This is a genomic window from Pseudomonas triticifolii, from assembly GCF_014358015.1.
Lineage (GTDB): Bacteria > Pseudomonadota > Gammaproteobacteria > Pseudomonadales > Pseudomonadaceae > Aquipseudomonas > Aquipseudomonas triticifolii.
The window spans coordinates 1,018,781-1,043,415 of the sequence record NZ_JACONV010000001.1 but is presented as its reverse complement, the minus strand read 5'-3'; the positions used below and the strand labels follow the sequence as shown (position 1 = coordinate 1,043,415).

At 58.6% G+C, this 24,635-nt stretch carries 21 protein-coding genes; 16 read left to right on the top strand and 5 right to left on the bottom strand.

Annotation, left to right across the window (positions count from 1 at the left end; all coding sequences use genetic code 11):
- Positions 1–139: 139 nt before the first annotated feature.
- The 10 genes from sdhC to brnQ all read left to right on the top strand — a co-directional run bounded on the left by sdhC (position 140) and on the right by brnQ (position 13,436).
- Positions 140–526, top strand: a complete 387-nt coding sequence (sdhC, locus tag H8S56_RS04465) for a succinate dehydrogenase, cytochrome b556 subunit (RefSeq protein ID WP_187517969.1) — start codon at positions 140–142, stop codon at positions 524–526.
- Positions 520–888 (top strand): succinate dehydrogenase, hydrophobic membrane anchor protein, encoded by a 369-nt coding sequence (gene sdhD / locus H8S56_RS04460; RefSeq protein WP_024688207.1) that lies wholly within the window; start codon positions 520–522, stop codon positions 886–888. The genes sdhC and sdhD overlap by 7 nt, the downstream gene beginning before the upstream one ends.
- A gap of 3 nt (positions 889–891) precedes the next feature.
- The gene (gene sdhA, locus H8S56_RS04455; RefSeq protein WP_024688208.1) at positions 892–2,664 is read left to right on the top strand and encodes a succinate dehydrogenase flavoprotein subunit; all 1,773 of its coding nucleotides are present in this window, start codon (positions 892–894) and stop codon (positions 2,662–2,664) included.
- A 12-nt stretch (positions 2,665–2,676) separates the two neighbouring features.
- Positions 2,677–3,381, top strand: coding sequence for a succinate dehydrogenase iron-sulfur subunit (locus H8S56_RS04450; protein ID WP_024688209.1), 705 nt, complete (start codon positions 2,677–2,679; stop codon positions 3,379–3,381).
- Positions 3,382–3,641: 260 nt separating this feature from the next.
- Positions 3,642–6,473 carry a 2-oxoglutarate dehydrogenase E1 component gene (locus H8S56_RS04445; RefSeq protein ID WP_024688210.1) on the top strand — a complete coding sequence of 944 codons (2,832 nt, stop codon included), beginning with the start codon at positions 3,642–3,644 and terminating at the stop codon, positions 6,471–6,473.
- Positions 6,474–6,514: 41 nt separating this feature from the next.
- Positions 6,515–7,735: a 2-oxoglutarate dehydrogenase complex dihydrolipoyllysine-residue succinyltransferase gene (odhB, locus tag H8S56_RS04440; RefSeq protein WP_187517968.1), complete on the top strand. Its 1,221-nt coding sequence runs from the start codon at positions 6,515–6,517 to the stop codon at positions 7,733–7,735.
- 168 nt (positions 7,736–7,903) lie between these two features.
- Positions 7,904–9,340: a dihydrolipoyl dehydrogenase gene (gene lpdA / locus H8S56_RS04435; RefSeq protein WP_024688212.1), complete on the top strand. Its 1,437-nt coding sequence runs from the start codon at positions 7,904–7,906 to the stop codon at positions 9,338–9,340.
- Positions 9,341–9,546: 206 nt separating this feature from the next.
- Entirely contained in the window at positions 9,547–10,713 is a 1,167-nt protein-coding gene (gene sucC, locus H8S56_RS04430; RefSeq protein ID WP_002552981.1) for an ADP-forming succinate--CoA ligase subunit beta, read from the top strand.
- The gene (sucD, locus tag H8S56_RS04425; RefSeq protein ID WP_024688213.1) at positions 10,713–11,594 is read left to right on the top strand and encodes a succinate--CoA ligase subunit alpha; all 882 of its coding nucleotides are present in this window, start codon (positions 10,713–10,715) and stop codon (positions 11,592–11,594) included. The genes sucC and sucD overlap by 1 nt, the downstream gene beginning before the upstream one ends.
- A 528-nt stretch (positions 11,595–12,122) precedes the next feature.
- Positions 12,123–13,436 (top strand): branched-chain amino acid transport system II carrier protein, encoded by a 1,314-nt coding sequence (brnQ, locus tag H8S56_RS04420; RefSeq protein ID WP_187517967.1) that lies wholly within the window; start codon positions 12,123–12,125, stop codon positions 13,434–13,436.
- A gap of 80 nt (positions 13,437–13,516) precedes the next feature.
- Here brnQ and H8S56_RS04415 read toward each other — a convergent pair whose 3' ends face one another.
- Positions 13,517–13,789, bottom strand: a complete 273-nt coding sequence (locus H8S56_RS04415) for a hypothetical protein (RefSeq protein WP_024686109.1) — start codon at positions 13,787–13,789, stop codon at positions 13,517–13,519.
- A 348-nt stretch (positions 13,790–14,137) separates the two neighbouring features.
- Between H8S56_RS04415 and htpG the strand changes: the two genes are divergently transcribed.
- The gene (gene htpG / locus H8S56_RS04410; RefSeq protein ID WP_024694131.1) at positions 14,138–16,045 is read left to right on the top strand and encodes a molecular chaperone HtpG; all 1,908 of its coding nucleotides are present in this window, start codon (positions 14,138–14,140) and stop codon (positions 16,043–16,045) included.
- Positions 16,046–16,136: 91 nt separating this feature from the next.
- The gene (locus H8S56_RS04405; protein ID WP_024686111.1) at positions 16,137–16,865 is read left to right on the top strand and encodes a dienelactone hydrolase family protein; all 729 of its coding nucleotides are present in this window, start codon (positions 16,137–16,139) and stop codon (positions 16,863–16,865) included.
- Between the two features lie 13 nt (positions 16,866–16,878).
- Here the strand turns inward: H8S56_RS04405 and H8S56_RS04400 are convergent, their stop codons facing one another.
- The 4 genes from H8S56_RS04400 to H8S56_RS04385 all read right to left on the bottom strand — a co-directional run bounded on the left by H8S56_RS04400 (position 16,879) and on the right by H8S56_RS04385 (position 21,863).
- Positions 16,879–17,730 carry a pirin family protein gene (locus H8S56_RS04400; protein WP_187517966.1) on the bottom strand — a complete coding sequence of 284 codons (852 nt, stop codon included), beginning with the start codon at positions 17,728–17,730 and terminating at the stop codon, positions 16,879–16,881.
- A 243-nt stretch (positions 17,731–17,973) separates the two neighbouring features.
- Positions 17,974–19,191, bottom strand: a complete 1,218-nt coding sequence (gene fabB, locus H8S56_RS04395; protein ID WP_187517965.1) for a beta-ketoacyl-ACP synthase I — start codon at positions 19,189–19,191, stop codon at positions 17,974–17,976.
- Positions 19,192–19,201: 10 nt separating this feature from the next.
- Complete coding sequence (fabA, locus tag H8S56_RS04390) at positions 19,202–19,717, bottom strand: 3-hydroxyacyl-[acyl-carrier-protein] dehydratase FabA (RefSeq protein WP_024686114.1); 516 nt, start codon at positions 19,715–19,717, stop codon at positions 19,202–19,204.
- Between the two features lie 220 nt (positions 19,718–19,937).
- Positions 19,938–21,863 carry a response regulator gene (locus H8S56_RS04385; protein WP_024686115.1) on the bottom strand — a complete coding sequence of 642 codons (1,926 nt, stop codon included), beginning with the start codon at positions 21,861–21,863 and terminating at the stop codon, positions 19,938–19,940.
- Between the two features lie 310 nt (positions 21,864–22,173).
- Here H8S56_RS04385 and H8S56_RS04380 point away from each other — a divergent pair, with 310 nt between their 5' ends.
- The 4 genes from H8S56_RS04380 to H8S56_RS04365 all read left to right on the top strand — a co-directional run bounded on the left by H8S56_RS04380 (position 22,174) and on the right by H8S56_RS04365 (position 24,535).
- Positions 22,174–23,199 carry an NAD(P)H-dependent glycerol-3-phosphate dehydrogenase gene (locus H8S56_RS04380; protein WP_024686117.1) on the top strand — a complete coding sequence of 342 codons (1,026 nt, stop codon included), beginning with the start codon at positions 22,174–22,176 and terminating at the stop codon, positions 23,197–23,199.
- A gap of 25 nt (positions 23,200–23,224) precedes the next feature.
- Positions 23,225–23,569 (top strand): DUF4389 domain-containing protein, encoded by a 345-nt coding sequence (locus H8S56_RS04375; protein ID WP_073169452.1) that lies wholly within the window; start codon positions 23,225–23,227, stop codon positions 23,567–23,569.
- The gene (sixA, locus tag H8S56_RS04370; RefSeq protein ID WP_187517964.1) at positions 23,566–24,021 is read left to right on the top strand and encodes a phosphohistidine phosphatase SixA; all 456 of its coding nucleotides are present in this window, start codon (positions 23,566–23,568) and stop codon (positions 24,019–24,021) included. Before H8S56_RS04375 ends, sixA begins: the two co-directional genes overlap by 4 nt.
- A 70-nt stretch (positions 24,022–24,091) precedes the next feature.
- The gene (locus H8S56_RS04365; protein ID WP_187517963.1) at positions 24,092–24,535 is read left to right on the top strand and encodes a hotdog fold thioesterase; all 444 of its coding nucleotides are present in this window, start codon (positions 24,092–24,094) and stop codon (positions 24,533–24,535) included.
- Positions 24,536–24,635: the final 100 nt, after the last annotated feature.

Below are 24,635 nucleotides of genomic sequence, written 5' to 3'. Positions count from 1 at the left end.
AACCTAACTGTCTATACTTGGCATCCGACCGCCGGGGGCTTTTGGGCCTGTTCTAAAGGGGGTCGTCACTTCCTGGGTGGTGGGTACCTGACCAGTGCACTTCCCAACAACTTGCCCTGATTGTTAGGGGCTCTTCAGTGTGAAAAAAGCCGTGAATAGCCAACGACCTGTAAATCTAGACCTAAGGACCATCAAGCTCCCAGTCACTGCTTACACGTCCATCCTTCACCGCATCTCCGGTGTCATCCTCTTTGTCTGTATTGCAATCATGCTGTATGCAATGGACAAGTCGCTGGCGTCCGAAGAAGGCTTTGGTGAAGTTAAAGCGTGTCTGACCAGCCCGCTGGCAAAGCTTGTCATCTGGGCGATGCTGTCTGCCCTGCTGTATCACCTGGTGGCCGGTATCCGCCACCTGATCATGGACTCTGGAGTGGGTGAGACGCTGGAAGGCGGCAAGCTGGGCTCCAAAATCGTTATCGCGGTTTCCGTGGTACTGATTCTTCTGGCAGGAGTATGGATATGGTAACCAACGTCACCAACCTTTCACGTTCGGGTCTCTATGACTGGATGGCACAGCGTGTCTCTGCGGTCGTGCTCGCGGCTTACTTCATTTTTCTGATCGGGTACATGGTCTTTCACCCGGGTCTGAGCTATGCCCAATGGCATGATCTGTTCGCAAGTAACTGGATGCGTATCTTCAGTCTTCTGGCCCTCGTTGCCCTCGGCGCTCACGCCTGGGTCGGCATGTGGACCATCGCGACCGACTACCTGACGCCCATGGCGCTGGGCAAGTCCGCGACTGTCGTACGTTTTCTGTTCCAGGCGGTATGCGGCGTTCTGATGTTCGCCTACTTCGTCTGGGGCGTGCAGATTCTTTGGGGTATCTGATCCATGGCTAACATAAATTCGCTTTCTTTCGACGCCATTATCATTGGTGGCGGCGGTGCAGGCATGCGCGCCGCGCTGCAGCTCGCTCAGGGTGGTCACAAGACTGCCGTGGTCACCAAGGTTTTCCCGACTCGCTCGCACACCGTATCCGCTCAGGGCGGCATCACCTGCGCAATCGCTTCGGCCGACCCGAACGATGACTGGCGCTGGCACATGTACGATACCGTCAAGGGTTCCGATTACATCGGTGACCAGGACGCTATCGAATACATGTGTTCCGTAGGTCCGGAAGCGGTCTTCGAGCTCGAGCACATGGGCTTGCCGTTTTCCCGTACCGAGCAGGGCCGCATCTATCAGCGTCCTTTCGGTGGTCAGTCCAAGGACTTCGGCAAGGGTGGTCAGGCTGCCCGTACCTGTGCCGCTGCCGACCGTACCGGTCACGCACTGCTGCACACCCTTTATCAGGCCAACCTGAAAGCGGGTACTGTATTCCTCAACGAATACTACGCAGTGGATCTGGTGAAGAATCAGGATGGCGCCTTTGTCGGCATCATCGCCATCTGCATCGAAACCGGTGAAACCTCCTATATCCGTGCCAACGCAACGGTACTGGCGACCGGCGGTGCAGGCCGTATCTACTCTTCGACCACCAACGCCCTGATCAACACGGGCGACGGTATTGGCATGGCGCTGCGCGCCGGTGTGCCGGTCCAGGATATCGAGATGTGGCAGTTCCACCCGACCGGCATCGCCGGCGCAGGTGTATTGGTCACCGAGGGTTGCCGTGGTGAAGGCGGTTACCTGATCAACAAGCACGGCGAGCGTTTCATGGAGCGTTATGCTCCGAACGCGAAAGACCTTGCAGGTCGTGACGTTGTCGCCCGTTCCATGGTCAAGGAAATCATTGCCGGCAACGGTTGTGGTCCTGACGGCGATCACGTGATGCTCAAGCTCGATCACCTGGGCGAGGAAGTGCTGCACAGCCGTCTTCCAGGCATCATGGAACTGTCCAAGACGTTTGCACACGTCGATCCGGCCACCGCACCGATTCCTGTCGTTCCGACCTGCCACTACATGATGGGCGGCGTTGCCACCAACATTCATGGTCAGGCGATCACTCAGGACGCTGCTGGAGCGGATCAGATCATTCCGGGTCTGTTCGCAGTAGGCGAAGTGGCTTGCGTATCGGTTCACGGCGCCAACCGTCTGGGCGGCAACTCGTTGCTCGACCTGGTGGTGTTCGGTCGTGCTGCGGGTATTCACCTTGAGCAGGCTCTGCGTGAAGGCGTTGATTACGCCCGTGCTTCCCAGTCCGATATCGACGCCGCTCTGGCGCGTCTTGCCGGCCTGAACGAGCGCACCCAGGGCGAAGACGTTGCCTCGCTGCGTAAAGAACTGCAAAGCTGCATGCAGAACTACTTCGGTGTATTCCGTACCGGCGAATACATGCAGAAAGGCATCGCCCAGTTGGCCGACCTGCGTGTTCGTATCGCCAACGTCAAGATCAACGACAAGAGCCAGGCATTCAACACTGCCCGTATCGAAGCGCTTGAACTGCAAAACCTGCTGGAAGTCGCCGAAGCTACAGCGATTGCCGCAGAACATCGTAAAGAGTCCCGCGGCGCCCACGCCCGTGAAGACTTTGAAGATCGCGACGACGAAAACTGGTTGTGCCACACCCTATACTTCCCGGGTGACAAGCGCGTAACCAAGCGTGCCGTGAACTTCTCGCCGAAAACTGTTCCGACTTTTGAACCTAAAATTCGGACTTATTAAGGGGTGACCGATATGTTGCAAGTCAGTGTTTATCGTTACAACCCTGAGCAGGACGCAGCGCCGTTCATGCAGGAATTCCAGGTCGATACCGGTGGTAAAGACCTGATGGTGCTGGACGTGCTGGCTCTGGTCAAAGAACAGGATCAAGGCTTCTCGTACCGCCGCTCGTGCCGTGAAGGCGTCTGCGGTTCCGATGGCATGAACATGAACGGCAAGAACGGCCTGGCGTGCATTACGCCTGTGTCTGCCGTGGTTGCCAAGGGCAAACTGATCGTTCGTCCGTTGCCTGGTTTGCCGGTCATTCGTGACCTGGTCGTCGATATGAGCATCTTCTACAAGCAGTATGAGAAGGTGAAGCCATTCCTGCAAAACGACACGCCGGCTCCGGCCATCGAACGTCTGCAGACCCCGGAAGAGCGCGAAAAGCTCGATGGCCTGTACGAGTGCATCCTGTGCGCTTGCTGCTCGACGTCCTGCCCGTCCTTCTGGTGGAACCCAGACAAGTTCCTGGGCCCTGCTGCGCTGCTGCAAGCCTACCGTTTCCTGGCTGACAGCCGTGACACCCGCACCAATGAGCGTCTGGCTTCGCTGGACGACCCGTTCAGCGTGTTCCGCTGCCGTGGGATCATGAACTGCGTCAACGTTTGTCCGAAGGGCCTGAATCCAACCAAGGCTATCGGTCACGTACGCAACATGCTTCTGCAGAACGGCGTCTGATTCATCGCTTTACCTGTAACACCGTTGCACTGAAATGACCGCGGCGCCGGCTTCAACCGGCGCCGTGGTTTTAACCTGAGCAGTAGCTCGCAAAGCTGCGGCTCTTATTTTGAAGAAATGAGACCAGCAGGGGCATCCGGGCTGGTACCCGGACTATCTGCGTGATTCCCTGGTGACTTGATACAGTCGCTGCACACGACTATTTCAGGATTGCTCTGGTGTCTTCGCCGGTGGTGTCCCCTTACCGAGGGTGACCAAGCATGCAAGAAAGCGTGATGCAGCGCATGTGGAACAGTGCCCACCTATCCGGTGGTAACGCTGCCTATGTGGAAGAGCTCTATGAGCTTTACCTGCACGACCCTAACGCTGTGCCAGAAGAATGGCGCACCTACTTTCAGAAGTTGCCAGCTGATGGCAGCTCTGCCACTGATGTATCGCATTCGACCATTCGCGATCATTTCGTGTTGCTGGCCAAAAACCAGCGCCGCGCTCAACCGGTGTCTGCCGGCAGTGTGAGCAGCGAACACGAGAAGAAGCAGGTTGAAGTACTGCGACTGATCCAGGCTTATCGTATGCGTGGCCACCAGGCTGCCCAGCTCGATCCGCTGGGTCTGTGGCAGCGTCCTGCACCCGCCGATCTGTCGATCAATCACTACGGCTTGACCAATGCCGATCTGGATACGACTTTCCGCGCCGGCGACTTGTTCATCGGCAAAGAGGAAGCGAGCCTACGCGAAATCCACGAAGCGTTGCAGCAGACATATTGTCGCACCATCGGCTCCGAGTTCACCCACATCGTGGATTCCGAACAGCGCAACTGGTTCATGCAGCGTCTGGAAAGCGTACGCGGTCGTCCTGTGTTCTCGGCCGACATCCAGAGCCATCTGCTTGAGCGCGTGACTGCCGCAGAAGGCCTCGAGAAGTACCTGGGCACCAAATACCCGGGCACCAAGCGTTTCGGTCTGGAAGGTGGCGAAAGCCTGATTCCTATGCTCGACGAGCTGATCCAGCGCTCCGGCTCCTATGGCACCAAGGAAGTCGTCATCGGCATGGCCCACCGTGGCCGTCTGAACGTGCTGGTCAACACCTTCGGCAAGAACCCGCGCGACCTGTTCGACGAGTTCGAAGGCAAGAAAAAAGTGGAACTGGGTTCCGGTGACGTCAAGTACCACCAGGGCTTCTCTTCCAACGTCATGACCGCAGGCGGTGAAGTTCACCTTGCCATGGCATTCAACCCGTCCCACCTTGAGATCGTGTCTCCGGTGGTCGAGGGGTCGGTGCGTGCGCGTCAGGATCGTCGTAACGATCCGAACGGTGACAAGGTTCTGCCGATTTCCCTTCACGGCGACGCGGCCTTTGCAGGTCAGGGCGTTGTGATGGAAACCTTCCAGATGTCGCAGACTCGCGGCTTCAAGACGGGCGGCACGATCCATATCGTGATCAACAACCAGGTCGGTTTCACCATCAGCAACCCGCTGGACTCGCGCTCCACCGAGTACGCCACCGACGTCGCCAAGATGATTCAGGCACCGATTCTCCACGTTAATGGCGATGACCCTGAAGCGGTGATGTTCGTGACCCAGCTGGCGATCGACTACCGCATGCAGTTCAAGCGTGACATCGTCATCGACCTGGTCTGCTACCGTCGTCGCGGTCACAACGAAGCTGACGAGCCGAGCGGCACCCAGCCTCTGATGTACCAGCAGATCACCAAGCAGCGCACCACCCGTGAGCTGTACGCTGAGCATCTGATCAAGACCGGCGTTCTTGATGACGCCCGTGTTCAGGCCAAGGTCGACGATTACCGCAGTGCGCTGGACAACGGTCTGCACGTGGTTAAAAGCCTGGTCAAGGAACCGAACAAGGAATTGTTCGTGGACTGGCGTCCGTATCTGGGCCACGCCTGGACGGCGCGTCACGACACTCGCTTCGATCTCAAGACCCTGCAGGAACTGTCCGCCAAGCTGATGGAGTTGCCGGAAGGCTTCGTCGTGCAGCGTCAGGTGCAGAAGATCTACGAAGATCGCCAGAAGATGCAGGTCGGTGGCTTGCCGATCAACTGGGGTTATGCCGAAACCATGGCGTACGCCACGCTGGCGTTTGAAGGTCACCCGATCCGTATGACGGGTCAGGACATCGGCCGCGGTACGTTCTCGCACCGTCACGCCGTATTGCACAACCAGAAAGATGCAGGCACCTACATCCCACTGCAGAACCTGTACGCCGGTCAGCCTCGCTTTGACCTGTATGACTCGTTCCTGTCGGAAGAAGCGGTCCTGGCGTTCGAATATGGCTATTCGACCACCCAGCCTAACGCGCTGGTCATCTGGGAAGCCCAGTTCGGCGATTTCGCCAACGGTGCCCAGGTGGTTGTCGACCAGTTCATCACCAGCGGCGAGCACAAGTGGGGCCGTCTGTGCGGTCTGACCATGCTGTTGCCTCACGGTTATGAAGGGCAGGGCCCGGAGCACTCCTCCGCACGTCTTGAGCGTTACCTGCAGCTGTGTGCCGAGCACAACATTCAGGTGTGTGTGCCGACTACGCCGGCCCAGATCTACCACTTGCTGCGTCGTCAGGTGATTCGCCCGCTGCGCAAGCCGCTGGTTGTCCTGACACCCAAGTCGCTGTTGCGTCACAAGCTGGCGGTTTCGACCCTGGAAGAACTGGCCGAAGGCTCGTTCCAGACCGTTATCCCGGAAATCGATACGCTCGATCCGGCCAAGGTAACGCGCCTGGTACTGTGCAGCGGCAAGGTCTACTACGACCTGCTGGAAAAACGCCGTGCCGAAGGTCGTGAAGATATCGCCATCGTTCGTATCGAGCAGCTGTATCCGTTCCCTGAAGATGACTTGATGGAAACGATCGCGCCTTACACCAACCTGCAGCACGCAGTGTGGTGCCAGGAAGAGCCGATGAACCAGGGTGCCTGGTACAGCAGTCAACACCATCTGCGTCGCAGCATTGGTAATCACAAACGCGAACTCGTTCTCGAGTACGCCGGTCGTGATGCTTCCGCCGCGCCAGCGTGTGGCTACGCTTCGATGCATGCCGAGCAGCAGGAAAAACTCCTGCAAGATGCCTTCACTGTTTAACGCCTTCGAGCATTAGAAACCGAATTAAGGAATTACAGATAATGGCTATCGAGATCAAAGCCCCCTCTTTCCCGGAATCCGTTGCCGACGGCACCATTTCCAAGTGGCACAAGCAACCGGGCGAAGCGGTAAAACGTGACGAGCTGCTGGTCGACATCGAGACTGACAAGGTTGTCCTCGAAGTTCTGGCCGAAGCTGACGGCGTGCTGGCATCGATCGTAAAAGGCGAGGGCGAAGTTGTCCTGTCCAATGAACTGATTGCAACGCTTGACGCTGGTGCTACCGCATCGGCCGCTCCTGCCGCAGCTGCTCCTGCCGCTGCATCGGCGCCTGCTGCTGCATCCGTTGCTGACGACGAAGATCCAATTGCAGCGCCTGCCGCTCGCAAGCTGGCTGAAGAAAACGGTATCAACCTGGCCAGCGTCAAGGGCACTGGTAAAGACGGCCGTATCACCAAGGAAGATCTGGTCGCGGCCATCGAAGCGAAGAAATCCGCTCCAGCCGCTGCGCCTGCTGCCAAGCCTGCTGCCGCTGCCGCTCCTGTTGTTGCCGCTGGCGACCGCACCGAGAAGCGCGTGCCGATGACCCGCGTGCGTGCAACGGTCGCCAAGCGTCTGGTTGAAGCTCAATCGAACATGGCCATGCTCACCACCTTCAACGAAGTGGACATGACTGAAGTCATGGCACTGCGTTCTAAGTACAAGGACCTGTTCGAGAAGTCCCACAACGGTGTGCGTCTGGGCTTCATGTCGTTCTTCGTCAAGGCCGCCACCGAAGCGCTGAAGCGTTTCCCTGCAGTCAACGCGTCGATCGACGGTTCCGATATCGTTTACCACGGCTACGCCGACGTAGGCGTTGCAGTGTCCAGCGACCGCGGTCTGGTTGTACCGGTTCTGCGTAACGCCGAGCACATGAGTCTGGCTGAAATCGAAGGCGGCATCGCCACCTTCGGCAAGAAGGCGCGTGACGGCAAGCTGTCCATCGATGAGATGACCGGCGGCACGTTCACCATCACCAACGGTGGTACCTTCGGTTCGATGATGTCGACGCCGATCGTCAACCCGCCGCAGGCCGCCATTCTGGGCATGCACAACATTCTGCAGCGTCCTATGGCAGTCAACGGTCAGGTTGTGATTCGCCCGATGATGTATCTGGCGCTGTCCTACGATCACCGTTTGATCGACGGTAAAGAAGCAGTAACCTTCCTCGTTACCATCAAGAACCTGCTGGAAGACCCGGCTCGTCTTCTGCTGGATATCTGATGAAGCGGCCGAGGGTTGCCTCCTGTCGGACCGGGTTGTCAGGTCCGTTGGTGTGCAGCCCGAGGCTGGTGTGTTGCATCTTATGAATTGGTCGCAAGTCAGTGATGCCGAAAGGCGAACCGGCTTGCAGCTTGCAGCTTGAAGCTCGCAGCTAAAAGGAATCTTTTTATGTCCCAGAAATTCGACGTGGTAGTGATTGGCGCAGGCCCTGGCGGTTATGTTGCCGCCATCAAGGCTGCGCAACTTGGTCTCAAGACTGCCTGCATCGAGAAATATCAGGACAAGGAGGGCAAGCTGGCCCTCGGCGGTACCTGCCTGAACGTGGGTTGCATTCCTTCCAAGGCGCTGCTGGACAGCTCCTGGAAGTTCTACGAGGCCAAGAATGGCTTCGCGGTTCACGGTATTTCGACGTCCGAATTGGCGATGGACGTGCCGGCCATGATCGGTCGCAAGTCCACCATCGTTAAAGGCCTGACCGGCGGCGTTGCCAGTCTGTTCAAGGCCAACGGCGTGACCACCCTGCAAGGCCACGGCAAACTGCTGGCCGGCAAGAAGGTCGAGCTGACCGGTGCTGACGGCACCGTTGAAATCATCGAAGCGGATCACGTGATCCTGGCTTCCGGTTCGCGTCCGATCGACATTCCGCCGGCTCCGGTCGACCAGAAAGTCATCGTCGACTCCACTGGCGCGCTCGAGTTTCAACAGGTTCCAAAGCGTCTGGGCGTCATCGGCGCTGGCGTGATCGGCCTGGAACTGGGTTCGGTGTGGGCGCGTCTAGGTGCTCAGGTTACCGTTCTGGAAGCCCTGGAAAAATTCATTCCGGCAGCTGACGAGGCGGTTTCCAAGGAAGCCCACAAGACGTTCACCAAACAAGGCCTGGACATCAAGCTGGGCGCTCGCGTTACCGGTTCGAGTGTCAATGGCGAAGAAGTCGAAGTCACTTACACCGACAAGGACGGCGAGCAGAAGATCACCTTCGACCGCCTGATCGTTGCGGTGGGCCGTCGTCCTGTGACGACCGACCTGCTGGCCGCTGACAGTGGCATCAACATCGACGAGCGCGGTTTCATTTTTGTCGATGAGCACTGCAACACCAGCGTTCCGGGCGTGTATGCGATCGGCGACGTGGTTCGTGGTTTGATGCTGGCGCACAAAGCGTCCGAAGAGGGCATCATGGTTGTCGAGCGCATCAAGGGCCACAAGGCCGTGATGAACTACGATCTGGTCCCTTCGGTTATCTATACCCACCCGGAAATCGCATGGGTAGGCAAGACCGAGCAGACCCTGAAGGCTGAAGGCGTTGAAGTCAACGTCGGTACCTTCCCGTTCGCAGCCAGTGGCCGTGCCATGGCCGCCAACGACACCGGTGGCTTCGTCAAGATCATCGCCGACGCCAAGACCGACCGCGTTCTGGGCGTTCACGTGATCGGCCCGAGCGCTGCCGAACTGGTTCAGCAGGGCGCTATTGCAATGGAGTTCGGGAGCAGCGCTGAAGACCTCGGCATGATGGTCTTCTCGCACCCGACTCTGTCCGAAGCGCTGCATGAAGCGGCCCTGGCAGTGAATGGCGGTGCCATTCACATCCAGAACCGCAAGAAACGCTAAGACAACAAGAAACCACGATGCAGTGCCCGTCGTGAGTCCTGCCAGCAGGGCTTACCGCGGAATCTGCGTCGGACTCGACCTCCCAGGCGGCCTCGGCAATGTCTAGCGATATTGTCGGGGTCCACCCGGAGTAGCGGTCACAGGTGGTGCGGCACGCTGACGTGCAGCACCGAATGCGCAGTACCTAAACGAAGACGGTAATAAGCATGAATCTTCACGAGTATCAGGGTAAGCAGCTGTTCGCTGAATACGGCCTGCCAGTATCCAAAGGCTACGCAGTAGACACCCCCGAAGCAGCAGCAGAAGCCTGCGACAAGATCGGCGGAACCGAATGGGTCGTCAAAGCCCAGGTTCACGCAGGCGGTCGTGGTAAAGCGGGCGGCGTCAAGCTGGTTCGCAGCAAAGAAGACGCTGCAGCGTTCGCACAGCAGTGGCTGGGCAAGCGTCTGGTGACCTACCAGACTGACGCCAATGGTCAGCCAGTGACCAAGATCCTGGTCGAGTCGTGCACCGACATCGCCAAAGAGCTGTACCTGGGCGCTGTTGTCGACCGTTCCAGCCGTCGTATCGTGTTCATGGCGTCCACCGAAGGTGGCGTGGACATCGAGAAGATCGCTCACGACACTCCTGAAAAGATTCTCAAGGCCACGATCGACCCACTGGTTGGCGCTCAGCCATTCCAGGGCCGCGATCTGGCATTCCAGCTGGGTCTGGAAGGCAAGCAGGTCACTCAGTTCGCCAAGATCTTCACTGGTCTTGCCAAGCTGTTCCAGGACCACGATCTGGCTCTGCTGGAAGTGAACCCACTGGTGATCAAGGCTGACGGCGATCTGCACTGCCTGGACGCCAAGATCAACATCGACGCCAACGCCATGTATCGTCAGCCAAAGCTGAAGGGTTTCCACGACCCGTCGCAGGATGACCCGCGCGAAGCCCACGCTGCCAAGTTCGAACTGAACTACGTTGCGCTGGAAGGCAACATCGGCTGCATGGTCAACGGTGCTGGCCTGGCCATGGGTACCATGGACATCGTCAACCTGCATGGCGGCAAGCCTGCAAACTTCCTTGACGTGGGCGGTGGTGCTACCAAGGAACGTGTAACCGAAGCATTCAAGATCATCCTGTCCGACACCAATGTCGCTGCAGTACTGGTCAACATCTTCGGCGGTATCGTTCGTTGCGACATGATTGCCGAAGGCATCATCGGTGCAGTGAAAGAAGTCGGCGTGAAAATCCCGGTTGTTGTTCGTCTTGAAGGCAACAACGCTGAACTGGGCGCTAAAGTACTGGCAGAAAGCGGTTTGAACATCATCGCGGCAACAAGCCTGACCGACGCTGCTCAACAAGTCGTCAAAGCTGCGGAGGGCAAATAATGAGCGTCCTGATCAATAAAGACACCAAGGTTATCTGCCAGGGTTTCACTGGTTCGCAAGGTACCTTCCACTCCGAACAAGCCATTGCCTACGGCACTAAAATGGTTGGCGGCGTGACCCCAGGCAAGGGTGGCACTACGCACCTGAACCTGCCGGTGTTCAACACGGTTGCAGAAGCTGTCGCCACCACTGGCGCCGATGCTTCGGTTATCTACGTTCCGGCTCCTTTCTGCAAAGATTCGATCCTGGAAGCTGCATTCGCCGGCATCAAGCTGATCGTCTGCATCACCGAAGGTATCCCGACCATCGATATGCTGGAAGCCAAGGTCAAGTGTGACGAGCTGGGTGTGGTCCTGATCGGTCCTAACTGCCCAGGCGTCATCACTCCGGGCGAGTGCAAGATCGGCATCATGCCAGGTCACATTCACTTGCCAGGCAAGGTCGGTATCGTGTCGCGTTCCGGCACCCTGACCTACGAAGCGGTCAAGCAGACCACTGACGCCGGTTTCGGTCAGTCCACCTGCGTTGGTATCGGTGGTGACCCGATCCCGGGCTCCAACTTCATCGACATCCTGAAGCTGTTCCAGGAAGACCCGAAGACCGAAGCGATCGTCATGATCGGCGAGATCGGCGGTTCGGCTGAAGAAGAAGCGGCTGCCTACATCAAGGCACACGTGACCAAGCCGGTTGTTTCCTACATCGCAGGTGTGACTGCTCCTCCGGGCAAGCGCATGGGCCATGCGGGCGCAATCATCTCCGGCGGTAAAGGTACTGCAGACGAGAAATTCGCTGCACTGCAGGATGCGGGCGTGAAAACCGTTCGTTCCCTGGCAGACATCGGCAAGGCCCTGGCCGAGCTGACCGGTTGGCCGACCAAGTAAGCTTCGCTTACTTTTTCGAGCAATCAGCAAAGGCCACCTTCGGGTGGCCTTTGTGCATTCTGGTGATTGAGAAAAGCGCCCTCGAGCAAGCCATCTGTAAGCCACTGAAGAAGCGTGAATGTGTGGGAGCGGACGTGTCCGCGAAAAGGCCGGTAAATCCGATGAAGATGCAGTAGCAGAACTACTGCATTCGCGGACAAGTCCGCTCCCACGCAATGATTTTCTTCAGCGGGTTACAGGTGTTTGATAGGGGCGGACCGAGAGGTGCTGTTCCCAAGGCGCGGGGGTATATCTCGCGGACCTGTATTCGCTGTGATGCATGGATGCGCTTATTAAGGGCGTATATCGGAAGTTCGCCCTCCAACAGTGCATTTATTGCCTGAGTTCGCTACCCTGTGCCCCGTTTTTGCGTCGCCCTCACGAGGGGCACGTCGCAAGGTACTGCCACGTCTTACGCTGACGGGCTGCGTTCACCTCATTCATGGGTGGCGTCAATTCCCTTATCTCGATTTTGTGTGGTCCTTCGCAATGAAAGTGTTGAAAGGTCAGGACATCCTGGCACTTGGCTTTATGACGTTCGCTCTGTTTGTCGGGGCAGGCAATATTATCTTCCCGCCGATTGTCGGCCTTCAGGCCGGGCCGCATGTGTGGATCGCCGCGCTGGGCTTTCTGGTCACCGCGGTGGGCCTGCCAGTGGTGACAGTGATTGCCCTGGCCAGGGTCGGCGGCGCGATGGATGCGCTGAGCAGCCCGATCGGCAAAGTGGCGGGCGGCATTCTGGCCGCGGTGTGTTACCTGGCGGTCGGTCCATTGTTCGCCACCCCGCGTACGGCCACGGTGTCCTTCGAGGTTGGACTGGCCCCGCTGACAGGTGACAGCCCGATGGCGCTGGCACTGTATAGCCTGGTCTATTTTCTGGTGGTGTTCTGGGTATCGTTGTACCCGGGCCGTCTGCTCGACACGGTAGGGCGCTTTCTCGCACCGCTGAAGATCCTCGCGCTGGCGATCCTTGGCATCGCCGCCTTTGCCCTGCCAGCGGGCGATATCGGAACGGCTGAGCCTGCCTACGCGGCTGCACCGTTTTCCCAAGGCTTCATCAATGGTTACCTGACCATGGACACGCTGGGTGCGCTGGTTTTCGGCATCGTTATCGTCAACGCCATTCGGTCACGTGGTGTCGAGTCGCCACGGCTGATCACGCGCTACGCGATCATCGCCGGGCTGATTGCAGGCGTCGGATTGGCGCTGGTCTACATCAGCCTGTTCCGCCTCGGCTCCGGCAGCCATGCCGTGGCGGCTGGCGCGACCAATGGCGCGGCAGTGCTGCATGCTTATGTACAGCACACCTTTGGTTCGCTGGGCAGCGGTTTTCTTGCTGTCCTGATCTCGCTGGCGTGTCTCGTCACGGCAGTCGGTCTGACCTGCGCGTGTGCCGAGTATTTTGCCAAAGTGTTGCCGCTTTCCTACAAAACACTGGTCGTGCTTCTGGCCGCGTTCTCGCTGCTGGTCTCGAACCTGGGTCTGACCAATCTGATCCTGTTTTCGATTCCGGTCCTGACCGCGATCTACCCGCCTTGCATCGTTCTGGTCGCGCTGAGTTTCTGCAAAGGTTTCTGGCAGCGTCAGGGGCGGGTTGTGGCACCCGTCATGCTGGTCTCGTTGATCTTTGGCCTGATCGACGCAATCAAGGGTGCAGGCTTCACTCATTACTTGCCAGGTGCGCTGGCTAACTTGCCGCTGAGTGAACAAGGTCTGGCATGGTTAGTTCCGTCGGTTATAACGTTGGCAGGCGCTGTTGTTGTCGACAGAATTAAAGGCAAGCCCAGCGAAGCCCTGGCGTGATGTTGAAAATCTTTTAAAGCGCACACAATAAAGCCCGCCAAAGAGCGGGCTTTATTTATAGTTCTGCAAGCCGTGGGGCTTTACTTGGTCGCTGGCGCGGCTTCAGTCGCCGGGGCAGGTGCCTTGTTGGCGTTTTCTGTTGCGCGCTGCTGAGCCGCTTCTGCGTTTTTCTGAGCGGCTTCCTGGCTTTCCTTGGCAGCATCGTTCACTTTTTCCTGAGCCTTCTCCATCGACTCCTGGGATTGTTGAGCTGCTTTGTTGGCATCTTGCTGAGTGTTTTCAGACTTTTTATCACAGGCGGCAAGACCCAGAGTGGCAGAAAGCATCAAGGCATAGGCTAAAGATTTACGCATGGGGTATTTCTCCTTATTGATTATCTACGTGGCTAAGAGCACCCCCTCGGATATTAAGTTCCAACGCGTTGATAGATTGTTTCAGGCACCTGTTTTAGCGGCGTTACATTTTACTGATGCAACCCCGATGGGGCCGCCTGTTCCCGCTTTGATCGCCGCCCGGTAAACAGTCTTGCGAATGGAGCGCATCGCCCATCTCGCGGACGAGATGAGGGTGGGTCGTCGGTGATTGATCTTTTCTGCCCTTGAAATCCTCTGCCCAGCCCCCACTTTGATGACTACCCGCTGCCGCACAGGCTCATGCCTCACTGTGGCGGCTTATACCATCCAGATCGGAGTTTGATGACCATGAGTGTGGAAACTCAAAAGGAAACCCTGGGCTTCCAGACCGAGGTAAAGCAGCTGCTGCACCTCATGATCCATTCGCTGTATTCCAACAAGGAAATTTTCCTTCGCGAATTGATCTCGAACGCGTCTGACGCGGTCGACAAATTGCGTTTCGAAGCGCTGTCCAGGCCAGAGCTGCTCGAAGGTGGCGCTGACCTGAAGATTCGCGTGAGCTTTGACAAGGAAGCCAAGACCGTCACGCTCGAAGACAACGGCATTGGTATGAGCCGTGAAGATGTGATCACCCACCTGGGTACCATCGCCAAATCCGGCACTGCAGATTTCATGAAAAACCTGTCGGGCGACCAGAAGAAGGACTCGCACCTGATCGGTCAGTTCGGCGTCGGTTTCTACTCGGCGTTCATCGTCGCCAATCAGGTTGAAGTGTTCAGCCGTCGCGCTGGCGTGCCTGCAAGCGAAGGCGTGCACTGGTCGTCCAAAGGCGAAGGCGAGTTCGAAGTCGCGACCCTGGACAAAGCCGAGCGCGGTACGCGCATTGTCCTGCACCTCAAGGACGGCGAAGACGAGTTTGCCGACGGCTATCGTCTGCGCAACATTATCAAGAAATACTCCGACCACATCGCGCTGCCTATCGAGCTGCCTAAAGAGCAGGCTCCTGCGGCCGAAGGCGAAGAGGCTCCGGCGCTTGAGTGGGAAACCGTCAACCGCGCCAGCGCCCTGTGGACGCGTTCCCGTTCCGACGTGAAGGACGAGGAATATCAGGAGTTCTACAAGCACGTCGCCCACGACTACGAGAACCCGCTGAGCTGGAGCCACAACAAGGTTGAAGGCAAGCTGGAGTACACCTCGCTGTTGTACGTGCCAGCCCGTGCGCCGTTCGACCTGTATCAGCGCGAAGCCCCGCGTGGTCTGAAGCTGTACGTGCAGCGCGTGTTCGTCATGGATCAGGCCGAGTCGTTCCTGCCGCTGTACATGCGCTTCATCAAAGGCGTGGTCGATTCCAATGACCTGTCGTTGAACGTGTCTCGCGAAATCCTGCAGAAAGACCCGATCATCGACTCGATGAAGTCGGCGCTGACCAAGCGTGTGCTGGACATGCTGGAGAAACTGGCGAAGAACGAGCCCGAGCAGTACAAGGGCTTCTGGAAAAACTTCGGTCAGGTTCTCAAGGAAGGACCGGCTGAAGATTTCGCCAACAAAGAGAAGATCGCAGGCCTTCTGCGCTTCGCTTCAACGTCCGACGAAAGCGGCGAGCAGAGTGTATCGCTGGCCGAGTACCTGGCGCGCGCCAAGGAAGGTCAGGACAAGATCTACTACCTGACCGGCGAATCCTGGGCGCAGGTCAAAAACAGCCCGCACCTTGAAGTCTTCCGCAAGAAAGGCATCGAAGTGCTGCTGCTGACCGACCGCATCGACGAGTGGCTGATGAGCTACCTGAGCGACTTCGACGGCAAGGGCTTTGTCGACGTGGCGCGTGGTGATCTGGATCTGGGCAAGCTTGATTCCGAAGAGGACAAGAAGGCGCAGGAAGAGATTGCCAAGGACAAGGAAGGCCTGATCGAGCGTATCAAGGCCGCCTTGGGCGAGTCGGTAAGTGAAGTGCGTGTTTCGCACCGTCTTACTGATTCTCCAGCGATTCTGGCCATTGGCGAGCAGGACATGGGTCTGCAGATGCGTCAGATTCTGGAAGCCAGCGGTCAGAAGGTTCCGGATTCCAAGCCGATCTTCGAATTCAACCCGGCTCACCCGCTGATCGGCAAGCTGGACACCGAGCAGAGCGAAGAGCGCTTTGGTGACCTGTCGCACATCCTGTTCGATCAGGCCGCGCTGGCCGCTGGCGACAGCCTTAAGGATCCAGCCGCTTACGTTCGCCGTTTGAACAAGTTGCTGGTTGAACTGTCGGTTTGATGACCGAGTGACAGAAAACCCGCTTCGGCGGGTTTTTTGTTTGATCTTTCACGGCTGTATTTCTCACCTTTCAAATCATCAGGAGTCAGCGATGAGCAGCAAGATTACTGTACGTTCCGTAGCGCACCAGATTGATGGTCAGCCTTATGAGAGTCGTCTTGTGTATGACGCAAACGTGACCTCTTCCCGGCCGGGCCTGTTGATGGCTCCCAACTGGATGGGCGTCAGCGACGACGCTGAGAACATCGCCAAGGCTGTGGCCGAGCAGGGTTACGTAGTGCTGCTGGTCGACCTTTACGGCCAGAACATTCGCCCGGGCAACGGTGATGAGGCAGGCGAGGCGATGATGCCTCTGAAGAACGATCGTGCGTTGCTGCGCAAGCGCATGCAGGCAGGGCTGGATCTGTTGCTGAGTCAGGCGGGCGTCTCGCTGGATGCCAACCGCATCGCCACTTTTGGTTTCTGCTTCGGCGGTTGCTGCTCGCTGGAACTGGCGCGCAGCGGCGCTGACCTCAAGGCGGCCATTTCCTTCCACGGCACGCTGGATACGCCTAACCCTGCCGATGCCGGCAACATCAAAGGCTCGGTGCTGATTCTGAACGGTGCATCCGACCCTATGGTGCCTCAGGAGCAGTTGTCGGCGTTCGAGGCCGAGATGAATGCAGCGGGCGTCGATTGGCAATTGCATAACCACGGCGGTGCATTTCACTCGTTCACTGACCCGCATGCCAATGTGCCGGGCAAGATGATGTACGACGCGAAGGTAGCGAATCGTGCATTCAAGTCCATGCACGATCTGTTGAGCGAAGTGTTCAACTAAGCCGTTCTGACGTTCAAGGTAACTCGATCCGGCCGGGCTCTCCCGCAACGGTCGGCCAGTCGCCTGAGGCCCAGCGATTTCGCGCGTTTTCTATCAGCGCCGGGTCGCTGGCCACGAAGTTCCAGTTCATGCGGCGCGGCCCGTCCAGAGGGGCACCGCCTATGAGCACGGCGTGACATTCGCTCTCCGCGCACAGATTCACGATGACGCCCGGTTCCAGCACCACCAGTGTGCAGGGGGCAATCGGTATGCCGTCCAGTGACGCATCGCCCTTGAGAACGTAGACCGCGCGTTCCTGATGTTCTGTCGGAATCACCAGCGTTGTGGCGGTCTGCAGGCGTATTTCGGCGTACAGCGTGCCTGAGAGCACTTTTACGGGCGATTGCAGGCCAAAGCCTTCACCTGCAAGCATGCGGATGAAAATGCCCATGCTGTCGCTCTGCGGGAGGCTGTGTGCAGGGTGATGACTGTAATGGCCGGGGCCTTGTTCATGTGCTCGGGGTGACGCCAGCCAGACCTGCAGGCCGTGCAGGCGTGAGCCGCTGATTTTCAGGGGCTCGGGCGTACGCTCGATATGAGCTATGGCTGCGCCTGACGTCATCCAGCTCACGTCTCCTGCCTGAACGCGCTGATCACTGCCCAGGCTGTCCTTGTGCTGCAGTTCGCCTTCCAGCAGGTAGGTCAGCGTCGACAGGCCGATGTGCGGATGCTGGCGGATGTCCATGCCTGTGCCTGGCAAGTACTGCGTCTCAAGCATATGGTCGAAAAACACGAACGGCCCGACGCTGCGGCAGCGTGCCGAGGGCAGGGGGCGCAGGATTGGCTGGCCTTCCACCGTTTCAGCGCGTGGGACGATGGTCAGCATGATTCGGGTCTCCACGGTGGGTCAGGGAATGACTGGAATCATAGCGCGGGGAGGGCGAGGGATAAATGTCAGCAAACGAACGTAGGTGTGTCTTACGAAGGCAATGGTGCGCGTCATATAGGCGATGGCGTCAGCGCTTGCTCGTTCGCGAGCAAGCTCGCTCCCGCGACGCCCGGGTGTTTGAGGTTTAAAACAGAAAAGGCGCCTCGAAAGGCGCCTTTTCAGTCTTGCACACGCTTGTCGTTACGCCTGATAGCGCTTCAGAACCAGCGTCGCGTTGGTGCCGCCGAAGCCAAAGCTGTTACTCATGACCTGGTCGATCTTCGCGTTTTCCCGTGTCTCGAGCAGGATAGGCATGTCAGCGACTTTCGGGTCCAGCTCGTCGATATTGGCCGAGCCTGCGATGAAGTTGTTTTCCATCATCAGCAGGCAGTAGATCGCTTCATGCACGCCAGCGGCGCCCAGGGAGTGACCCGACAGACTCTTGGTGGAGCTGATCGCCGGTGCGTTGTCGCCGAAGACTGCACGCACGCCGTTCATTTCCATCTCATCGCCGACCGGGGTCGAGGTGCCGTGGGTGTTGAGGTAGTCGATAGGGCCTTCAACAGTGGACAAGGCCATCTGCATGCAGCGGATGGCGCCTTCGCCACTTGGCGCGACCATGTCGTAACCATCGGACGTCGCGCCGTAGCCGACGATTTCGGCGTAGATTTTGGCGCCACGGGCCAGAGCGTGTTCCAGCTCCTCGACCACTACCATGCCGCCGCCACCGGCGATGACGAAACCGTCACGCTTGGCATCGTAGGCACGGGAAGCCTTTTCAGGGGTATCGTTGTACTGGGTGGACAGCGCACCCATGGCGTCGAACAGGAACGACTGGCTCCAGTGCTCTTCTTCACCACCACCGGCGAACACGATGTCCTGCTTGCCCAGCTGGATCTGCTCGACAGCGTTGCCGATGCAGTGAGCGCTGGTGGCGCAGGCGGACGAGATGGAGTAGTTCACGCCCTTGATCTTGAACGGTGTGGCCAGGCATGCGGAAACGGTGCTGCCCATGGTCCGCGTAACGCGGTAAGGGCCTACGCGCTTGACGCCTTTTTCGCGCAGGATATCGAGCGCTTCCATCTGGTTCAGCGTCGAAGCGCCGCCGCTGCCAGCGATCAGGCCGGTACGCACGTTGGAAACCTGCTCGTCGGTCAGGCCGGCGTCTGCGATGGCGTCTTTCATGGCCAGATAGGCATAGGCTGCCGCATGGCCGACGAAGCGATAAATCTTGCGATCGATCAGTTCTTCCAGGTTGAGGTCGATGGAGCCGGCAACATGGCTGCGTAGACCCATTTCGGCATATTCGGGCTGGAAACGGATGCCAGGGCGGTTGGCACGCAGGTTAGCGGTGACGGTGTCTTTGTCATTGCCCAAGCAGGAAACAATACCCAGACCAGTGATAACGACGCGGCGCATGCGATTACCCTTAGAAATTTTCAGTGGAAGTGAACAGGCCGACGCGAAGACCTTCGGCACTGTAGATTTCGCGACCATCAACGCTCACGGTGCCGTCGGCGATTGCCAGGACCAGTTTGCCGCGCATGGTGCGTTTGATATGAATGTTATAGGTGACTTTCTTGGCGGTCGGGAGGACCTGGCCGAAAAACTTCACTTCGCCCGAACCCAATGCGCGTCCACGACCAGGGTTACCTTGCCAGCCTAGGTAAAACCCGACCAGTTGCCACATGGCATCAAGGCCCAGGCAGCCAGGCATCACCGGATCGCCTTCGAAATGGCAGGCAAAGAACCACAGGTCCGGGTTGATATCCAGTTCGGCGACCAACTCACCCTTGCCGAACTTGCCGCCTTCTTCGCTGATGTGCGTAATGCGATCAACCATCAGCATGTTGGGGGCGGGCAGTTGCGCGTTACCTGGGCCGAACAGCTCGCCACGACTGCAGCGCAGCAGGTCTTCCCGGGTAAAGGCGTGTTGTTTGGTCATGCGAGCTCCTCAATGATCTTGTGCGGCAGGTTGGGGCGCCACTGGCCCAAACGCCAGTCCTGGCGGACTAATTCGCCAGGACTCTGTCCGGCAGCCTACTCATAGACTGTTGCGTTGTGGTGAAAGTCACAGCACGGGCGAAATCAAAGTACACCTGTGCACTGAATTTTGCAGTTCGACCGGCTTTTCAGGTCGATCACGGCGTCAAGACTGCCGCAATTTAGCATTTATCGCCAGTCGCGGGTGCCCGAAAGAATAGCCAGCGTCGCAAAATCTGCTGTAAATCAGCATGTTTGAAGGGTTTGGCAAGGTAGTCATCCATGCCCGCCTGTAAACAGGCGTCTCGATCACCCTGCAAGGCATTGGCCGTCAGGGCGATGATGGGCACGCTGTCCAGTCCCGACAGTGCGCGAATCCGGCGAGTGGCTTCATAGCCGTCCATCACCGGCAGTCGGCAGTCCATGAGGATCAGCGCATAGCGCCTGATGCTGGCCATCGCCACCGCCTGGGCACCGTCAACCGCCACTTCCACCTCACAGCCCATGTTATGCAGCATGGCCTGGACCACCGTGCGGTTCACCGGATTATCTTCGACCAGCAATACGTTCAGTTCTTTGTCGGGGGCATCGACGGCGTATAGCGGTTGTCGAATATCGGCAGGCTGTTGCGGGGCGACGGGCAGCGGAATTTGCAATGTAAACAGCGAGCCCGTGCCTTCTTCACTCTGCGCCTGCAACGTTCCGCCCATGCGTTCGGCCAGCGTACGGGCAATGGGCAGACCCAGGCCGGTGCCGCCGTAGCGCCTGGAAATGGAGCTGTCGGCTTGATGGAAGGCGTCGAACATCGACTCCAGTTGGTCGGCATGAATGCCGATACCGCTGTCCTGAACTGTGCAGGTGAGCCGCAGGTGATCGGCGTCGAGCAGGACCCAGCCAGCCTCCACGCAGACACTGCCTTGTTCGGTGAATTTGAGGGCATTGCCGATCAGGTTCACCAGAATCTGGCGAATCCGGGTCGGGTCGCCCATTACGTTGAGCGACTCAAGGCCCGGCTGAATATAGAGATTGAGCGCCAGATTGCGTTGCTGCGCGTTGTGATTGAACGCGTGGGTGGATGCGTTGATCAGTTCTGCCAGATTGAAGGCAATGCCCTCCATCTGCAGTGCATCGCGCTCGATGCGAGAGAAATCCAGAATATCGTTAATGACCCGCAGCAAGTGCTCCGTGGACTCGGTGGCGAGCGCGGCATATTCGCTTTGCTCGTCGGTCATACGCGTGGTTTCCAGCAGTTGCAGCATGCCCAGTACGCCGTTCATGGGCGTGCGCAGTTCATGGCTCATCATCGCCAGAAAGTCGGACTTGGCGCGGTTGGCCTGCTCTGCCTCCTCGCGGGTCTGGATGAGCTGCGCCATGGATCGTTGCTGCTCCAGGCTGGCCTTGTCCAGGTTCTGGGCCAGGTTATTGATGTGCCTTGCGAGTGCGCCGAGTTCGGCGTCGTCACTGACCGGGAGCGGCGTCCTGTAGTCGCCTTTCTGGATCGCCTTGAGGGCTTCGCCCATGTCACTGATGGGGCGGGACAGGCTCAGGGCCAGGCGTCTGGCCAGCAGAAAGGTGAACAGCAGCGCACACAAGGCCAGGATTGCGGCCTTGAGCAGGATTTCCTGCTGACGACGGCTGAACGCCTCGCTGGACATGCCCACCAGCACTCGGCCCAGATAACGTGGCGATGCATCGTGCGGCGATGGTGTGGCGTCTGGCTGCGTGCTTCGGGTGATCATGTGCTGGGCGCGGACAGGCGCCTGGAACATTTCCATCTGCCGCGCGGTGTGCTCGTTTTCTCGAGGTTGATCGATGTAGACCAGCACAGTGTTCGAACTGTCCTGAATTTCGACATAGCGCACACCGGGCATCGACAGTGTGGCCCGAATGAGGCTTTTCAGGCCTTCGGTGTCGCCAATCGAAAGACCAGGCTCGGCAGCGGGCGCCAACTGGTTGGCGATCAGTTGCCCCGTGTGATTGAGCTCCTGACGCAGGTCCTGGATACGCACGAAGGTAAAGAAACCGATCAGCAGTACCGTCAGCAACAGGGCGGGGCCGAGACTGATGGCCTGGGTGCGGGTATTGATGTCCCAGTGACGAAACTTCATTGGCAGCCACTGGCAGCAGGGGCATGCCCCTGGCACTCGATCGATGCGTCCATGCCTGTACGTCCCTGATCCTTTTCAAAGCATCTGTGTGCGCCTGCGCCAAGGCGTCGGCCATCACGATAATGCATGCTGTGTACGTGTATGTTAACCGACATGGGCCGGGTTTCCAGACAACTTATTTGTGTGGGCAGGCTCTGGCGTGGGGCCTGGCCACGATGAAGGCAGGTCTGACGTGTTTGGCGCTGGCTGATGCCGTGGCGCTCCGTATAATGCCGACATCGCCAATCAGTGGCCCAGGATGGATTGATTTATGACCACGCAGCAGCCTGTAGCGGTTCTTGGAGGCGGCAGCTTTGGCACTGCCATCGCAAATCTTCTGGCCGAAAACGGCCATCAGGTTCGCCAATGGATGCGTGATCCCGAGCAGGCAGAGGCGATCCGCGTCAATCGTGAAAACCCGCGCTACCTCAAGGGCATCAAGGTCCGGCCGGAAGTCCAGCCGGTGACTGACCTTGCCGCAACACTGGAAGGCAGTGAGCTGATTTTTGTCGCCTTGCCGTCCAGTGCGTTGCGCAGCGTGCTGTCGCCGCATGTCGAATGCCTGAGCGGCAAGATGCTGGTGAGCCTGACCAAAGGCATCGAGGCGCAGACGTTCAAGCTGATGAGCCAGATCCTTGAGGAAATCGTGCCTCAGGCGCGCATCGGCGTGCTGTCCGGACCCAACCTGGCGCGGGAAATTGCCGAGCACGCACTGACTGCCACGGTGGTCGCCAGCGAAGACGAGGCATTGTGTCAGCAGGTGCAGGCGGTTTTGCATGGCCGCACCTTTCGCGTGTATGCCAGCGCCGACCGGTTTGGTGTCGAGCTGGGGGGCGCCTTGAAAAACGTCTACGCAATCATTGCCGGCATGGCGGTGGCGCTGGACATGGGCGAGAACACCAAAAGCATGCTGATCACACGTGCGCTGGCCGAGATGACCCGCTTCGCAGTGGCTCAGGGCGCCAACCCGATGACCTTCCTCGGGCTAGCAGGCGTGGGCGACCTGATCGTGACGTGTTCGTCCCCCAAAAGCCGCAACTATCAGGTCGGCTTTGCGCTGGGGCAGGGCCTGAGCCTGGACGAGGCGGTGACGCGCCTGGGCGAGGTCGCAGAAGGGGTGAACACCCTCAAGGTGCTGAAGGTCAAAGCGCAGGAAGCTCAGGTTTACATGCCATTGGTCGCGGGTCTGCATGCCATTCTTTTCGAAGGTCGTACGCTCAACCAGGTGATCGAAGCGCTGATGCGCGCCGAACCCAAGACGGACGTCGATTTCATCTCAATCACAGGCTTCAATTGAAACCACCTCATCCGGGAGAAGGGTCTTGAACGAGTCGAACACCCAGAAGAACGAATCCATCCTGCTGCGCATCCTCTGGATGCTGCTGTTCGTCATTGTCTGGCAGGTCGCTGAAGTGGTGCTGGCAGGCGTGGTGCTGGTGCAATTGGGCTACCGCCTGATCTACGGCGCGCCGAGTGGCACCCTGATGAACTTCGGTGACAGCCTGAGCCAGTTTCTGGCACAGATTGGTCGCTTCGGCACCTTCCACACGGACCAAAAGCCCTGGCCGTTCGCCGACTGGCCAACGCCACGTGCGCCGGACGGCGAAGCGGCGCATTACGTCGCGCCTGCACCGCATCCGGTGCGTGATGAGGAGCCGAAGCTATGAAGATCTGGGTGCTGCGTCATGGCGAAGCCCAATCCCGGGCGCGCAGCGATGCCGAACGCGAGCTGACTGCCCACGGCCGGGAGGAAGTGCTCAAGAGCGCTGTCCACCTGAGCGACAAGCCGCTGCAGAAACTGCTCGCCAGCCCTTACGTCCGTGCTCAGCAGACCGCCGAGCTGGTGCACAGATCGCTTGGCTTCGAGGAACCGACCGTGACCGTGCCCTGGCTGACGCCCGACAGCGACCCGCGCCAGGTATTGGCCCATCTGGAGGCGCTGGCCGTGGACGGAGTCCTGCTGGTCAGCCATCAACCGCTGGTCGGTGCGCTGATCGGGCTATTGGTTCACGGCAGCTATCAGCAGGCCGAACCGATGAGCACTGCCAGTCTTGCCGAGCTTGAAGGTGAGCACCTGGTCGCGGGCGGCATGCACCTCAACAGTATTCGCCACGTCTGAGCGGGCCCGCCCTGGCGGGCGCTTGACGTGTGAGCCACCAGCGTCACCCCACCATAAAAAAGGATTGAGCATGAGTGTATGGCGTGTAACACCTGATATAGACGCCCTGATGAAGGCGCAGAAGAACACCATCGGCGAAGTGCTGGATATCCGCTTCGAATCGTTCACCGAAGACTCCCTGACCGCCAGCATGGTGGTCGATCCGCGCACCCATCAACCGTTCGGGCTGCTGCACGGCGGGGCGTCGGTGGTGCTCGCCGAGTCGCTGGGTTCAATGGCCAGCTACCTGTTGATCGATTCAAGCAAATTCTTCTGCGTAGGGCTTGAGGTCAACGCTAACCACCTGCGTGGCGTGCGTTCAGGGCGTGTCACCGGAGTCGTGCGCCCTGTGCATATCGGTCGTACCACTCACGTCTGGGATATTCGGATCACGACTGATGAAGGCAAATTGAGTTGTATCTCGCGACTGACCGTCGCGGTGGTGCCGCATGGCCAGGAGCCGCCTGCTCGCTGAGTGAGGCCATGGCATTGTCGCTACGCGATGGCCGGAGTGACACCTTCGATGGCAGTTCCAATCATTGCCGTGGGTCTGGACCGGTGCGCACAATCGTTAC

Bases quoted from the DNA above. Each gene is read 5' to 3' on its own strand.
- sdhD (WP_024688207.1), top strand. From the start codon at position 520: ATGGTAACCAACGTCACCAACCTTTCACGTTCGGGTCTCTATGACTGG.
- sdhA (WP_024688208.1), top strand. From the start codon at position 892: ATGGCTAACATAAATTCGCTTTCTTTCGACGCCATTATCATTGGTGGC.
- H8S56_RS04450 (WP_024688209.1), top strand. From the start codon at position 2,677: ATGTTGCAAGTCAGTGTTTATCGTTACAACCCTGAGCAGGACGCAGCG.
- H8S56_RS04445 (WP_024688210.1), top strand. From the start codon at position 3,642: ATGCAAGAAAGCGTGATGCAGCGCATGTGGAACAGTGCCCACCTATCC.
- odhB (WP_187517968.1), top strand. From the start codon at position 6,515: ATGGCTATCGAGATCAAAGCCCCCTCTTTCCCGGAATCCGTTGCCGAC.
- lpdA (WP_024688212.1), top strand. From the start codon at position 7,904: ATGTCCCAGAAATTCGACGTGGTAGTGATTGGCGCAGGCCCTGGCGGT.
- sucC (WP_002552981.1), top strand. From the start codon at position 9,547: ATGAATCTTCACGAGTATCAGGGTAAGCAGCTGTTCGCTGAATACGGC.
- sucD (WP_024688213.1), top strand. From the start codon at position 10,713: ATGAGCGTCCTGATCAATAAAGACACCAAGGTTATCTGCCAGGGTTTC.
- brnQ (WP_187517967.1), top strand. From the start codon at position 12,123: ATGAAAGTGTTGAAAGGTCAGGACATCCTGGCACTTGGCTTTATGACG.
- H8S56_RS04415 (WP_024686109.1), bottom strand. From the start codon at position 13,789: ATGCGTAAATCTTTAGCCTATGCCTTGATGCTTTCTGCCACTCTGGGT.
- htpG (WP_024694131.1), top strand. From the start codon at position 14,138: ATGAGTGTGGAAACTCAAAAGGAAACCCTGGGCTTCCAGACCGAGGTA.
- H8S56_RS04405 (WP_024686111.1), top strand. From the start codon at position 16,137: ATGAGCAGCAAGATTACTGTACGTTCCGTAGCGCACCAGATTGATGGT.
- H8S56_RS04400 (WP_187517966.1), bottom strand. From the start codon at position 17,730: ATGCTGACCATCGTCCCACGCGCTGAAACGGTGGAAGGCCAGCCAATC.
- fabB (WP_187517965.1), bottom strand. From the start codon at position 19,191: ATGCGCCGCGTCGTTATCACTGGTCTGGGTATTGTTTCCTGCTTGGGC.
- fabA (WP_024686114.1), bottom strand. From the start codon at position 19,717: ATGACCAAACAACACGCCTTTACCCGGGAAGACCTGCTGCGCTGCAGT.
- H8S56_RS04385 (WP_024686115.1), bottom strand. From the start codon at position 21,863: ATGAAGTTTCGTCACTGGGACATCAATACCCGCACCCAGGCCATCAGT.
- H8S56_RS04380 (WP_024686117.1), top strand. From the start codon at position 22,174: ATGACCACGCAGCAGCCTGTAGCGGTTCTTGGAGGCGGCAGCTTTGGC.
- sixA (WP_187517964.1), top strand. From the start codon at position 23,566: ATGAAGATCTGGGTGCTGCGTCATGGCGAAGCCCAATCCCGGGCGCGC.
- H8S56_RS04365 (WP_187517963.1), top strand. From the start codon at position 24,092: ATGAGTGTATGGCGTGTAACACCTGATATAGACGCCCTGATGAAGGCG.